The organism is Bacillus sp. FSL W8-0848, from assembly GCF_038007805.1.
Lineage (GTDB): Bacteria > Bacillota > Bacilli > Bacillales > Bacillaceae > Bacillus > Bacillus glycinifermentans.
Genome location: NZ_JBBOYB010000001.1, coordinates 2,202,050 through 2,214,256 on the forward strand (window position 1 = coordinate 2,202,050; position 12,207 = coordinate 2,214,256).

16 protein-coding genes are annotated in these 12,207 nt (G+C 48.4%); 2 read left to right on the forward strand and 14 right to left on the reverse strand.

What is annotated here, in order from left to right; all coding sequences use genetic code 11:
• Positions 1-52: 52 nt before the first annotated feature.
• The 8 genes from NSQ39_RS11470 to NSQ39_RS11505 all read right to left on the reverse strand — a co-directional run bounded on the left by NSQ39_RS11470 (position 53) and on the right by NSQ39_RS11505 (position 5,166).
• Positions 53-502, reverse strand: coding sequence for a YlbF family regulator (locus NSQ39_RS11470; RefSeq protein WP_046130750.1), 450 nt, complete (start codon positions 500-502; stop codon positions 53-55).
• 27 nt (positions 503-529) lie between these two features.
• A complete protein-coding gene (locus NSQ39_RS11475; protein WP_175076853.1) occupies positions 530-682 on the reverse strand; it encodes a hypothetical protein in 153 nt (50 codons plus the stop codon).
• A gap of 78 nt (positions 683-760) precedes the next feature.
• Positions 761-1,000 carry a YlbE-like family protein gene (locus NSQ39_RS11480; RefSeq protein ID WP_046130751.1) on the reverse strand — a complete coding sequence of 80 codons (240 nt, stop codon included), beginning with the start codon at positions 998-1,000 and terminating at the stop codon, positions 761-763.
• A gap of 14 nt (positions 1,001-1,014) precedes the next feature.
• Entirely contained in the window at positions 1,015-1,413 is a 399-nt protein-coding gene (gene ylbD, locus NSQ39_RS11485; RefSeq protein ID WP_175076854.1) for a YlbD family protein, read from the reverse strand.
• An 81-nt stretch (positions 1,414-1,494) separates the two neighbouring features.
• Positions 1,495-2,487 (reverse strand): dimethylarginine dimethylaminohydrolase family protein, encoded by a 993-nt coding sequence (locus NSQ39_RS11490; protein WP_175076855.1) that lies wholly within the window; start codon positions 2,485-2,487, stop codon positions 1,495-1,497.
• Positions 2,488-2,489: 2 nt separating this feature from the next.
• On the reverse strand, positions 2,490-2,960 hold the full coding sequence (locus tag NSQ39_RS11495) for a M20/M25/M40 family metallo-hydrolase (protein WP_175076856.1): 471 nt from the start codon (positions 2,958-2,960) through the stop codon (positions 2,490-2,492).
• 8 nt (positions 2,961-2,968) lie between these two features.
• A complete protein-coding gene (locus tag NSQ39_RS11500) occupies positions 2,969-3,733 on the reverse strand; it encodes a Zn-dependent hydrolase (protein ID WP_175076857.1) in 765 nt (254 codons plus the stop codon).
• Positions 3,715-5,166 (reverse strand): sodium:solute symporter, encoded by a 1,452-nt coding sequence (locus NSQ39_RS11505; protein ID WP_175076858.1) that lies wholly within the window; start codon positions 5,164-5,166, stop codon positions 3,715-3,717. Before NSQ39_RS11505 ends, NSQ39_RS11500 begins: the two co-directional genes overlap by 19 nt.
• 181 nt (positions 5,167-5,347) lie before the next feature.
• Here NSQ39_RS11505 and NSQ39_RS11510 point away from each other — a divergent pair, with 181 nt between their 5' ends.
• Positions 5,348-6,226 carry a LysR family transcriptional regulator gene (locus NSQ39_RS11510; RefSeq protein WP_175076859.1) on the forward strand — a complete coding sequence of 293 codons (879 nt, stop codon included), beginning with the start codon at positions 5,348-5,350 and terminating at the stop codon, positions 6,224-6,226.
• A gap of 30 nt (positions 6,227-6,256) precedes the next feature.
• Here the strand turns inward: NSQ39_RS11510 and NSQ39_RS11515 are convergent, their stop codons facing one another.
• Both NSQ39_RS11515 and NSQ39_RS11520 read right to left on the reverse strand, forming a co-directional pair.
• Positions 6,257-7,300: a CAP domain-containing protein gene (locus NSQ39_RS11515; protein ID WP_175076860.1), complete on the reverse strand. Its 1,044-nt coding sequence runs from the start codon at positions 7,298-7,300 to the stop codon at positions 6,257-6,259.
• Between the two features lie 151 nt (positions 7,301-7,451).
• Positions 7,452-7,898 carry a CBS domain-containing protein gene (locus NSQ39_RS11520; protein WP_099047036.1) on the reverse strand — a complete coding sequence of 149 codons (447 nt, stop codon included), beginning with the start codon at positions 7,896-7,898 and terminating at the stop codon, positions 7,452-7,454.
• Between the two features lie 162 nt (positions 7,899-8,060).
• Between NSQ39_RS11520 and NSQ39_RS11525 the strand changes: the two genes are divergently transcribed.
• Positions 8,061-8,420: a YugN family protein gene (locus NSQ39_RS11525; RefSeq protein ID WP_046130758.1), complete on the forward strand. Its 360-nt coding sequence runs from the start codon at positions 8,061-8,063 to the stop codon at positions 8,418-8,420.
• Between the two features lie 47 nt (positions 8,421-8,467).
• Here the strand turns inward: NSQ39_RS11525 and ctaG are convergent, their stop codons facing one another.
• Genes ctaG through ctaD form a run of 4 tightly spaced genes read right to left on the reverse strand, consistent with a single transcriptional unit; the run spans position 8,468 to position 12,200 of the window.
• A complete protein-coding gene (gene ctaG, locus NSQ39_RS11530; RefSeq protein ID WP_175076861.1) occupies positions 8,468-9,358 on the reverse strand; it encodes a cytochrome c oxidase assembly factor CtaG in 891 nt (296 codons plus the stop codon).
• 19 nt (positions 9,359-9,377) lie between these two features.
• Positions 9,378-9,707, reverse strand: coding sequence for a cytochrome c oxidase subunit IVB (gene ctaF, locus NSQ39_RS11535; protein ID WP_046130760.1), 330 nt, complete (start codon positions 9,705-9,707; stop codon positions 9,378-9,380).
• 1 nt (position 9,708) lies between these two features.
• Complete coding sequence (gene ctaE / locus NSQ39_RS11540) at positions 9,709-10,332, reverse strand: cytochrome c oxidase subunit III (protein WP_175076862.1); 624 nt, start codon at positions 10,330-10,332, stop codon at positions 9,709-9,711.
• Positions 10,332-12,200: a cytochrome c oxidase subunit I gene (gene ctaD, locus NSQ39_RS11545; protein WP_373688012.1), complete on the reverse strand. Its 1,869-nt coding sequence runs from the start codon at positions 12,198-12,200 to the stop codon at positions 10,332-10,334. The genes ctaE and ctaD overlap by 1 nt, the downstream gene beginning before the upstream one ends.
• Positions 12,201-12,207: the final 7 nt, after the last annotated feature.

Consider the following 12,207-nt stretch of genomic DNA (forward strand, 5'->3'; position numbering starts at 1 on the left):
CCTGTCGCTATGTCACGTTCTAAGAAAAAGGACGAGACTAAAAAGGGTCTCGTCAGGATACTTTACAGCCGCAGCTTCCGCCTGATCCGCAGCCGCCGCTGCAGGATGAAAGATTGTCAAAATAAGGATTTCCGGTCGGTACTTTGATATGTTCTGACACCGCCCGGCCGATCTCTACACTGACCTCATCAAGTATGCTTTGCAGCTCGGTTTCCGCCTTTTTAAAATCGGCGACCGTATCATGAAGGTCCAGCTTTCGTTTGATATCCCTCATTTTTTTTGAAATCTCTTTATAATCAGGATGATACTTTCCAAAACGCTGTACATCCTCGTATTGTTCTTTTACTTTTGTGAATGAAGCGATGATACGCCCGGCCTCTTCATCTTCTTGGAGACGCTTGTAGCACATTCTGTAATGTTCAGCCGCCTCTGATTGAAGAATCATGTTGGCCAAAACATCCGCTTCGTTTTGAAGCCGCAAGGATTCCGTTGTGGCATACATTGACATGCACCTCCGAATATTAGTGTATCATAAAACGGCATTTTTCAAAATGTCTATTGCCTTTGATACATCGAAAGCTTTTAGCGCATCTTCTTGTGTGATGCCTTTAGGCTTCGGCTTATATGTCGTGCAGCCGGCCAAAAGCAGGCAAACGCAGGCAATCAGACACCTTTTCTTCATGTAGATCAACTCCCTTACCGGCTAGTCTTGACTGATGAGGGATGTTTTATGATCACAAAAAAAGACTCAGGGGTCCGATTAGTCCTGAGTTCGCATGGCCTGAAACATTTGAATCATCATTTGGGCCATCTGTAGGCTGCTTGAAAACTGGCTTACACGGTGGGGAATCGTTTTTTCGTAAAAATTCATCATATCAAGCTGAAACTCTGACAAATCATCCGGACGGCGCGAAAGCCTGCGGTACCAGATCGGCTGCTCACGGATAAAGCGGCGGCGCTCCTCGCTTGCGAACACATATTCCTGCACTTCTTTACGCATGACAAACTCCTTTGTTAATCTTTTCGGAAAGAAAACGGATGCTGTCCCCCGCTATGGTTCACATTTTTTTGGCCGCTTCCGGAAAACTGACTGAGCAAGCTTTGCAGTGAAGAAATAGACTGGCTCACTTTATTGATTTGTTCATTCATTTGGTCGGCGTCCATTCTTTTGACGGCCGTCACCATTTTCGAAATGAAATCGTTTTTCCCGCCCCCGTCGGACGGCTTTTCTTTCATCTCTTTTTCCTCTCTGTACGGCTCCCAAACCGCGTCGTTTTCCCCTAGCAAAACCCAGTTCTCATACACTTCCTGCCAGCTTTTTTCCTCCTTCCGCACCGCGGAAATCAGCTTAGGATGCCGTTTAATAAACCGCTTGAATTCATCGATTGATGATTTTGCGTTTTGATTTGCCAACGTCTACACCCCCTCCGAAAAACAAGTGCCTACTATAATGTATCCTGATCAGCCGAAATGTGTTCGCCTAAAATTCACCCATTACACGTCTTCCCTTGAAAGGGGAAGCGTCGAACAGTGAATGCCGCCTCCCATTTTTCGAATCTCTGAAACGTCGACCGGAATCGTCTCAATGCCGTTTTTCTCCAAAACCTCCATCGTCCGCGGCGCATCGGCGGAAAATAGTACCTTCCCCGGCGAAACGGCTAAACAATTAACGGATAGGATCGGGTCGTCGGGATCGGCAAAGATCAGCCTGAGCCCGCGTGCGCGCATCTCTTCCATAAACCAGTACGGCAGCCTTGCCGGATCAACGAGGGCAGCGTCTGTGTCCACCATCAGAAAGACTTCATCAAGATGGATCTTGTCAGCCGGCAAATCAACTGCGATCAGCTCGATTCCCTGCCATGAGAGAATTTGCGCGAGCTGGTCAATCCCATCCTGATTGACGCGTACCGAGCGCCCGATGAAAGCAGTCTTCCGATCAAACATGCAGAAGCTGCCTCCTTCGATAAAACCGGTCCCCTGAATCGTTCCCAAAATCGGAACGCCCATTTTCGCAAAGGTTTGATAAGCGGAGGCCTCCTCCCCTTCACGCATTCTCAATGCGAACCTGGTCAAAATCACTCCCCCGGGAACAGCGAGGCCGATGTCCCTCGTATAAATTGACTTCGTATGAAACGGACTTGTCTCCGCCAAATCGACGACCTCGGCACCGGCGTCCAAAAGCGCGCTGCGCAAGCCGTCGTGCTGGCGCCTGACGAGCTCCGGGTTGATCGATTCAGAGCCGTACGTATAGCCCCGAATTTGCGACTCCCGGTCCCTGAGCACCATGGCATCGATCTGCTCTTCGTACGTTCCCGTCCGGAGCAGTTCAAGCTCTTTTCCCGGGCGGTGCAGCAAAACGGTTTGTATGGCGCCTACGTGGTTCGTTACTCCCCATTTTCTGCCCCATACTTTTTTTAGCGTCTCTTCATCATGGAAGCTGTGTTGAATCATGCTTTCTCCTAAAAATTCCTGTGTCGGCAGAGGCATTGTTACATCTCCTTTACATATTGATTGTCCAACAGCAAAACGGTTTGAAGCAGCGCGGCTGCCCCCCTTGCACAATCTTCAGGTGAGGAATATTCCTCAGGACAGTGGCTTTTCCCGCCGGCGCTCGGAATAAACAGCATGAGCGACGGAAACAAAGAAGCGATATATTGCGCATCGTGCCCGGCCCCGCTGAACATCCGCCGGGATGAGTAGCCCAGCCGGCAGACCGCATCACTTGCAGCGGCGAGCATCTCTTTTGAAAACAATGCGGTCTCCGTTTTCCACAGCACCTTCACGGCGCACTCCGCTTTCGCTTCACCGGCTGCAGCTTCTGCAAGCCGGCTGATCTGGAGGACGGCTTCCTCCCGGATTTTTGTTTTGATATGGCGGACATCGACTGTGAAAACGGCTTCGCCCGGTATGACATTATAGATGTTTGGCTTTACAGAAAAACGGCCGACAGTCGCCGTCAATCCGTCATCTATGGAAGAGCCAGCGCCGGAATCCGGCTGATGACGTTTGAGGCTGTGACGAGAGCGTCGTATCTCATGAGCATCGGCGTTGTTCCGGCATGATTAGCCGTTCCTTTAATCGCGATTTCAACACACGTCAGTCCGGCAACTCCCTCGACGATCCCGATCTGCCGGCGGGACCGCTCAAGAACAGGACCTTGTTCAACGTGCAGTTCGATATAGCATGAAGCGTGCCGGATCCTGTTCTCTTGCTCTCCTTTAAAGCCGGTGTCCTCCAAAGCCTTTAAAAACGAAATCCCCGCTCGATCTGTTTTAGCGTATGCTTCTTCTTTCGCATATCGCCCGGCAAGAACTCCCGATGCAAGCATCGATGGTTCAAATCTCGCCCCCTCTTCATTCGTAAAATTGACCAGCTCGACCGGACGCGTCAGCCTTTTGCCGCTTTCGACCAATACTCTCACCGCTTCAAGCCCTGCAATCAAGCCATATGCCCCGTCATAAGCACCGCCGTTTTCAACCGTATCCAAATGGGAACCGATCAGAATAGGCGGTTCATCCTTCAAGCCTTCATATGCGGCGTACATATTTCCGAGGTCATCGACTCTGACGTCCATTCCGAGTTCTTCACACCAGCTTTTAAACAGAAGACGCGCCTTCCTGTCTTCATCGGTTAAAGCAAGCCTTGATATTCCGCCGTTTTCGCTTTTTCCAATCATGGACATTTCTCTCAAGGATTCTGTTAATCTTAAAGGGTTTATATCGATCGCTTCCATACGTCTCCTCCTTTATTTCCATCCTGCAGACGGGCCGCTTCCGGCGAGGATTCCCTGCCGTCCGATGTTGACGCAGGCAGAAACGCGGCAACCGCCATCGTGCTTAAGCCGGCGGCAAGTCCGTATATAATCGGCTCGCTGGAAGAGGCGCCTTTCCAGACAAGCCCGGCGATAACGGCTCCGGAGCTGATCAGAATCGACCAGAAAGCAGCATAAGCTGTCGCTTTCTTCCAGAAGAATCCGAGGATGATCGGAAAAAACATCGCGCCTGACAAAATGGCATAAGCGATATCCAAAGCCGTAAGGACATCCTGGATCCAAAGCGCGCAAAAGATGCTAAACAGCCCGATGATCAACGTCATAGCCCGCGAGAAAAAGAGAAACTGTTTTTCTGTCATCTCAGGAACAAGCTTCGGCTTGATTATGTCATTGACAAGAAGCGTAGAGGATGCCAAAAGCGATCCCGACGCCGTCGACATCAGCGCAGACATCACACTTGCCAGCACAATCCCTAAAAGGCCTGAAGGCAGGGTGTGAAGCGCCATGTAAGCAAATGCATCCTGCGGGTCTTCAAGTCCGGGAAACGCCGCATAGGCGCACATCCCGATCACACTGACGCATACGGCGTATAACATGCTGTAAACTCCGGCGCCTATTCCGCCGGCTTTGGCGACGTTCAGCGATTTTGCCGTAAACGTCCGCTGCCAAAGCTCCTGTCCGACGATCATCCCAAGGGTAAACAACAAAAAGTATTGAAAAATCGTTCCGCTTCCGATCGCTCCTATATTAAAATAAGATTCAGGAAGCCGTTCCGCAATGCCTGTCCACCCGCCCGCTTCGAGAAGGCTTGCCGGCAGCATAATGAAGAAAATGCCCACCGTCATGATCACAAATTGAACGACATCCGTCATAGTAATCGCCCACATCCCGCCGAGAAGCGTATAAAACAGGACGATCCCGCCGCTTATTAATATGGAAGGAAAAAGACCCCATCCGAGAAAAACGTTTAAAATCGTCCCCATCCCGATGATCTGCGTGACGACCATTAAAGAGGTATACGTGCAGGCGACAACTGCACTGATCATCCTTGTCTCCCCTTTGTATCGCCGGCTGAGCATCTCGCTGATCGTCAAAACGTTCAAACCGTAAATCTTTTTGGCGAGAAAAAGGCTGAGGCAAATGATTCCCGCCCCGAGCATGATGACCATCCATGCACCTGATATGCCATGCATGTAGCCAAGCTTTGCGGTCCCTATTGTAGAAGCGCCGCCAAGGACGACCGCCGCCATACACGACAGGTACATGAAGAAACCGAGATTTCGTTCAGCAACCGCATAGGATTCAGAGGTTTTGACTTTTTTTGACCCTAAAAACCCGACAAGCAAAATCACGAAGAAATAAACGATCATAACGGACAGATCAATTTGTTTCATGCGCCCCTCCTTTTATTTTTCTGACTTGTCTGTAATTTATCACAGAAGGCTGCGCCTGAAAAATCGACGTTCTTTATCGTTTCATCACATTTTTTTATGTTATATTTCTTCACGCTTCGGTTGCTTTTTCGAAAATACGCTTTAAAAATATGAAAATGATACACGATTCGGGAGGCCCCAAATGGAATTAAGACATTTAAAAACGTTTCAAGTGGCTGCCGACCTTCTTCATTTTACAAAAGCCGCAGAGCACTTAAATTTCAGTCAACCTGCTGTCAGCGCCCAGATTCATTCGCTTGAGCGCGAATTAAAACAGCAGCTGTTTTTCCGCATCGGAAAACAGACATATCTCACCCCGGCCGGTGAACTGCTGAAAAGTTATACAGACCGGCTGTTTCTCATCATCGAGCAGATGGAAGAGTCATTTTCAATGCTCGCAAAGCCGAACGGCCAATTGCTCATTGCCGCTTCGGAAATATATTGCGCCAATTATTTGATTCCGATCGTTTCCGAGTATTTGAAACAGCACCCGGAAGTCGACATTCACATTTTGTCGCGTTCAAACAATGAAGTCATAGCCGGTATCGAAAACAATCAATATGACGTCGGCATCATTGCCGGGGAAATCACGAGAAAAAGCATTACAAATATATTGCTTGAAGAAGAAGAACTCGTTCTCGTTTGCGGAGTAACGCTCTATCAGCGCTATACGCCTGAAGAATTGATGAAGCGCGTTCCCTTTTTCAAGTACAGGACAGACGGATACTATCAAACGATGATGCAGGAATTTTTGTCCCGGTCCGGATACTCACCGGAAAAAACCGTTGAAGTAGAAAGCGAGAAAGCGATTAAAGCGGCGGTCTTAAAGGAAATGGGAGTTGCCTTATTAAGCAGCAACCTGGTCGACGAAGAAATTGAAAAAGGCATGCTTGTTCCGATTCAGGGGGCAAACGATACGATCCAGGTCAAAACTTCGCTGATTGCGCCCGCGCATAAAAAAGATACCGTCACAATAAAAACGTTTATCAGGACGATCGAACTGCTGTGGAATCGCATATGAGAAAAGCCCGGGGCATCCCCGGGCTCTTTCTCAATTCCATTGTTTAATGAAATTTTGCGTATAATACTTCTGATCCACGCCTACCCCCAGATGGGTATAATCGGCGTTTAACAGAGCCTTTCTGTGTCCTTCGCTGTTGAGCCAGCCTTCAACCGCAGCCGGGCCGTCAACGTAATTGAGGGCGATGTTTTCCCCCGCCTGCTCAAAATTCACGCGTCCTTTTTCAAGACGGTCCTTTAACGTACCGTCCGTTTTGGAAACGTGGGAGAAATAGTTGTGTTCTTTCATATCGCGGCTGTGGCCGTAGGCGACCTTTGCGACGGCTTCATCCCAGGAGAGCCGGGAAAGTCCGTGCTTTGCACGGATCACGTTTGTCAAATCAAAGATCTGTTTTTCATTTGCTTTCTCGACTTGCTGCCAATCAGATTCAGTCAGCGCCTTCGGTTCGATCAGCGTTCCCCTGTAGACGACCTCATACGGCCTCTGCTTGATCAGCGTTTCGGCATCGAACGCCCTGACGCTTGACAGCGTTCCTTCGAATTTATCCATATACAGCTGAACATAAAGATCGCCTGCTTTTACAGTCGGCCTCGTGTTCATATCTTCCTCTGAAAATTCAAACCGGTACGAGCTGCCGTCGTATTTGACATTAACGTACGGAGCAATTTGGGTTTTCTTAAACACGTCCCTTGCCTGCTGCCCGATTTTAAACGGTGCCGTATTGATCTTGTCGCCTGTCGCAAAAAGCGTGACAGCCTTATTATCCAGAATGCCGATTTGAACGTACTGTTTCGGCCCCTTATTGTACACCCACCATTTGTAATCGTAAGCAGACGGGTCGATCCTGTCCGGTTTGCCCAGCTTCTTTTCCACCGTATCAGCTGATTCCCCGACGAATGAAAGCAAGCCGGATGAAGGGATGTTCAGCGCTCTTTCCTTCTTCGCATCATCGTTTGATACTTGCGGCTTGTCTTCTTTGACGATTTTTTCAGGACTTGAACCGTATTGGATAAAAAGAGCATACGATGCCGCAACAATGAGAAGGATCAAGAAAGCCCTTAATACATTCTTCAAATTTCCACCTCCTGCCAACGGATCAATATATCACATAAACGGCATACATCGCATTCCGCCGAAAAACTTATCTTTAGTGTCATTTAAACAGAACTCGGACGAATTTTCAATCACAATACAGCCTATTTGCAAATGATCGCAAATATGTTTTTTAATGAAGAAAATCGCCTGATCTCTCTTCATTTTCCGAAATAAACGTCAGGGCATCGCCTGCTTGACGGTTTGATTTTTCGTAAGTCGAGACATCCCCCAGCGTGATGATTCCCGTTAAAGTTTTCCCGTTTGTAACCGGGATCCGCCTGATCTGATGATCTCCCATGAGTTCGATTGCCTTTTCGAGGGAATCATCTTCTTGCAATGTTACAAGATCTGTCGTCATAACATTTGTTACTTTTTGCGAATTCGGCTTTCTGTCGGCTATGCCCCGCAGCACCAAGTCTCTGTCAGTCACAATGCCGACAAGCTCAAGGCTGTCATCGCGAACGACGGGAACCGCACCAATGTTGCCTTCCTTCATTTTCACCGCTGCTTCGTATACATTATCGAGAACCGTACAATATAACAAATCCTTTGTCATGATATCCTTAACACTTGCCAAAACAAAGACCTCCTCTTTTTGTTCCTATTGTCGTCAAGCCTTACATGATTCATACTTTCACAAAAATATTTAGATTACAGACTTCAGCAGGATTGAAAGTTTAACGCTTTCATACTATGATTGTCAGTAAAGGTAATTTTTTTAAAAAGGGGGCTTTAAGGGATGAAATTTGAAGAATCCGGTATTGAAGGGCTTACCGCTGAACTCAACCGGCTTGACGATATCATGAAAGAAGAAGGATTCGTCAGGGCTGGACAATGGGATTATGAACGAGTTACCTATGACCGCAAGTTTGACATGGTGGAGGGAAGATATTACCTGCGCGTTTTCGGATATGCAGTCGAAGGCGATGTCGGCGCAAGACGGGCAGTCATCAAACTGCTGACACCGCTTTTAGGAAAATATTATTACCCGCACGGTGTCGAGTATGGTGAAGAAGAGTATTTTCCAAAGCAATTGCTGCAAACGAGCGAGAACGTTTTAAAAAAAATAAAAGAAAAAGTATCCGCTCTCAACGTTTAAGCTTACATAAAAAGGTACAGCCCAACCCGGCTGTACCCTTTTTCGTTTCAATGAACCGTCGACGGAGAATAAGGCTCCTCCAGCTCATCTTTCGCCCTCTCCTTTTTAGCCCAGCTGAAAAAGACGATCGCTAAAAATGTTCCATACACAATTTCCTGGATGATCTTCATAATGATCGCTCCCAGCTGCTGGTCTTCAATGACCGGCAAGCTGCTGAACATCTCCGGTCCTGTGAGCGTCATGCCGCTCAGCATGTCAAGCGGAACACACAGCTTCATTGCTTCCGCCCATGCCGAAGGATCCGAATACGTCGAATACAGGGCCGTATCGCTAAACATAATCAATGCGCAGGCAGGCGTCAGCAAAATGCCGTCAGCCATGATGTAGCCCATTTTCAAGAGTCCGTTCATGTGCGGCAGTTCTTTCACCCGGTGAATAAGCGGCCACCACATGAAAAATGCGGCGACAAAGATCAAAACGGTAACAGCCGCGTGATAAACTGCGTTTGTTTTAATAAAATCAAACACGAGCGGAATATGGTACATCGAAAATAAACCGTTAAAAACGATGATCGCGATTAATGGCTTGGAACAAAATTGAAACAAGGGTTTTACAACCGGACGAAAAATCGCTTTTTTCCAGAACCAGGCCGGCACTCCAAGGATGAGAAGCGGCGGCACGACCAAGTATAAAATCGCCATCTGTGCCATATGCGCGCTGAACATAATATGGCCGAGTAAGTCGAGCGGACTTCCCTTGGAAACATATAAAAGAACCATGCCTGACAAAAACAGGGTGATTTCTTTCCGGGAAGCCCGTTCGTCGTCAGAACCAAAACGTCTGATCAGCACAAAATAAAGTGCGGTCAGGAAAAGGACGGCCCCTAGGAAATAGGGGCTCCAAAGGGCGCGAAAGCCGAATATCTCAAGGGTGCCCATTGTGAGCATCCTCCTTTCTTTACCACCAGATCAAGGTCATAAACGCTAAGACGGTGACGAAAGCGACCAAAATCCCTGCGTAGAGAAACAAGGAAGGCGCTTCATGCCCCCGCTGGCTCATGTGCATAAAATAATACAGCTGAAATGCAACCTGAATGACCGCAAGCAGAAGAATGAACGGAACCGTAAACCATACCCCGGCATCAGCGGCCACCGCTAAAAATGCGACAACGGTCAAACCGATCATCAAGCCGAATGAAATCACCTGATATCTCATGTCCTCCGCATTTTTCTTTCTGCGGTATACGAGATCTGTTTTGGGGTTCCCTCTGTTTTCGTTATTGACCATGTTATTCCACCATCCCCATTAAATATACAACGGTAAAGATAAACACCCAGACAACGTCGATAAAGTGCCAATAAAGGCTCGCTACATAAAACTTCGGAGCGTTGTACAGGTTCAATCCCCGTTTCATATTCCGGATCATCAGCGCAAGAATCCAGAGAAGCCCGAAGGTTACGTGGGCTCCGTGCGTGCCGACAAGCGTATAAAAAGCAGAGCCGAGAGCGGAGCTCGTAATGCTGAATTTATACTCATGAATGTAATGTGTAAACTCATAAATCTCAAGCGCAAGAAAGCCTGCGCCCAGCAAAACGGTGATCCCGAGCCAAATCTGCATTTTTTTAAAGGCAAAATTCTTCATGTGATACATCGCATACACGCTTGTTAAGCTGCTCATCAACAGAAGCATTGTCGCTAGAAACACAAGGCCGAGATCAAACATTTCGCTCGTTTTCGGCCCTCCTGCTGTGGAGTCCCTCAGCGCGATAAAGGTTGCGAAGAGAGACGCAAACAGAACCGTCTCCCCTCCAAGAAACAGCCAAAATCCGATAAACTTGTTTTTTCCTTCTAAGGTTGCCTTTTCAGGATTAGCCGGGAAGGTTTCAGCCGTTAGTTTCTCTTCTGTGTGCATTATGCCTTCACCCCTTTGTCATCGTCGTCCATCAGATCTTCCTTATGAATGTGGTAGCCGTGATCATCAATAACCGAACGAAGGAGCATCGAAAAGAATGTGATCCCGAGTCCGATCAGGATGACAGGCAAGCCCCAGGCAAACTCCGAACGGTACATAAAGCCGAACGCCGATACAAAAAGGCCGAAGGAAATAAAGAAAGGAAGAATGGAACCGTTCGGCATGTGGACATCCTGCAGCGGCTCCGCAGCCGTTAATGACCGTTTCCCCGCCCTTTTCTCGATCCATAATGCATCAAGTCCCCTGACCAAAGGCAGCTGTTTAAAGTTATACTCAGGCGGCGGGGACGAAACGGCCCATTCCAGCGTTCTCCCGTCAAGCCATGGATCGCTGCCGGCTTTTTCCCCTTTCACCGTCGTTGCGATGATATTAATCACCAGAATGATAACGGCAACAGCCATCAAAAATGCTCCGATCGTACTGACCATGTTCGCCGTTTCAAACCCCTGATTCGGCAAAAATGTGAACACGCGTCTCGGCATTCCCCACAGCCCGAGCCAGTGCTGAATAAAAAACGTCAGATGGAAGCCGGTGAAAAAGAGCATGAACGTAATCTTTCCTAAAGATTCATAAAGCATTTTCCCGAACATTTTCGGCCACCAGTAATGAGCTCCGGCTAAGATAGCGAACACCACTCCGCCTATGATGACGTAATGGAAATGGGCGACGACAAAGTACGTGTCATGGAACTGGTAGTCGGCAGGCGCGGCGGCAAGCATAACCCCGGTCACCCCTCCGAGGACGAAAGACGGAATAAATGATACCGCATAAAGCATCGGCGTCGTAAACTTGATGCTGCCGCCCCAGATCGTCAGCAGCCAGTTGAATACTTTGATCCCCGTCGGAACCGCGATGGCCATCGTCGCGACCGCAAAAATGGCGTTTGCAACGGGGCCGAGCCCGGTCGTAAACATATGGTGAGCCCACACCATGAAGCCTAAAAATCCGATCAGTACTGTCGCAAATACCATTGACGAATAACCGAAAAGCCTTTTTCTCGAAAAAACCGGAATGATTTCGGAAAAAATTCCGAAAGCCGGAAGGACGAGAATATACACTTCAGGGTGACCGAAAATCCAGAACAGATGCTCCCAGATCACCGTATTTCCGCCTAATTCAGGATTGAAAAAGCTCGTGCCGAACAGGCGGTCAAACATTAAGAGCGCAATTCCGACCGTTAACGGAGGAAACGCAAACAATATGAGGGAGGAGGAGACGAACGTCGTCCACGTAAAAAGCGGGAGTCTCATATAGGTCATCCCCGGCGCCCTCATGGTGATGATCGTAGCGATGAAGTTGATGCCCGCAATCAGCGTCCCGATCCCGGAGATTTGCAGACCGAGCACAAAGAAATCGATTCCGTGCCCTTCTGAATGAAGGGACAATGAAGCATACGACGTCCAGCCGGCGTCAGGCGCCCCTCCCAAAAACCAGCTTAAGTTCAAAAAGATGCCGCCGAACAGGAACAGCCAAAATCCGAGTGAATTCAAAAACGGAAACGCGACATCCCTCGCCCCGATTTGAAGCGGGACGACCGCATTCATCAAGGCGAACAACAGCGGCATGGCCGCCAGGAAGATCATCGTCGTCCCGTGCATCGTCATAATTTCATTGTAGACGCCGGCGCTGACGAAGTCGTTTTGCGGAAACATCAGCTGAATTCTGATCATCATCGCTTCAATTCCGCCGAGCACAAAGAAGAATCCCCCGGCCACTAAATAAAGCACGGCTATTTTTTTATGATCGACAGTCGTTAAATAGTCCCATAACACAGCCCCAAAACCTTGCTTTTTTCTAAGCGTACTCACAATGTAA

What these genes read in the sequence shown, in the direction of transcription:
- NSQ39_RS11470 (WP_046130750.1), bottom strand. Translation starts at nt 502, where the DNA reads ATGTATGCCACAACGGAATCCTTGCGGCTTCAAAACGAAGCGGATGTT.
- NSQ39_RS11475 (WP_175076853.1), bottom strand. Translation starts at nt 682, where the DNA reads ATGAAGAAAAGGTGTCTGATTGCCTGCGTTTGCCTGCTTTTGGCCGGC.
- NSQ39_RS11480 (WP_046130751.1), bottom strand. Translation starts at nt 1,000, where the DNA reads ATGCGTAAAGAAGTGCAGGAATATGTGTTCGCAAGCGAGGAGCGCCGC.
- NSQ39_RS11490 (WP_175076855.1), bottom strand. Translation starts at nt 2,487, where the DNA reads ATGCCTCTGCCGACACAGGAATTTTTAGGAGAAAGCATGATTCAACAC.
- NSQ39_RS11500 (WP_175076857.1), bottom strand. Translation starts at nt 3,733, where the DNA reads ATGGAAGCGATCGATATAAACCCTTTAAGATTAACAGAATCCTTGAGA.
- NSQ39_RS11505 (WP_175076858.1), bottom strand. Translation starts at nt 5,166, where the DNA reads ATGAAACAAATTGATCTGTCCGTTATGATCGTTTATTTCTTCGTGATT.
- NSQ39_RS11510 (WP_175076859.1), top strand. Translation starts at nt 5,348, where the DNA reads ATGGAATTAAGACATTTAAAAACGTTTCAAGTGGCTGCCGACCTTCTT.
- NSQ39_RS11525 (WP_046130758.1), top strand. Translation starts at nt 8,061, where the DNA reads ATGAAATTTGAAGAATCCGGTATTGAAGGGCTTACCGCTGAACTCAAC.
- ctaG (WP_175076861.1), bottom strand. Translation starts at nt 9,358, where the DNA reads ATGGGCACCCTTGAGATATTCGGCTTTCGCGCCCTTTGGAGCCCCTAT.
- ctaF (WP_046130760.1), bottom strand. Translation starts at nt 9,707, where the DNA reads ATGGTCAATAACGAAAACAGAGGGAACCCCAAAACAGATCTCGTATAC.
- ctaE (WP_175076862.1), bottom strand. Translation starts at nt 10,332, where the DNA reads ATGCACACAGAAGAGAAACTAACGGCTGAAACCTTCCCGGCTAATCCT.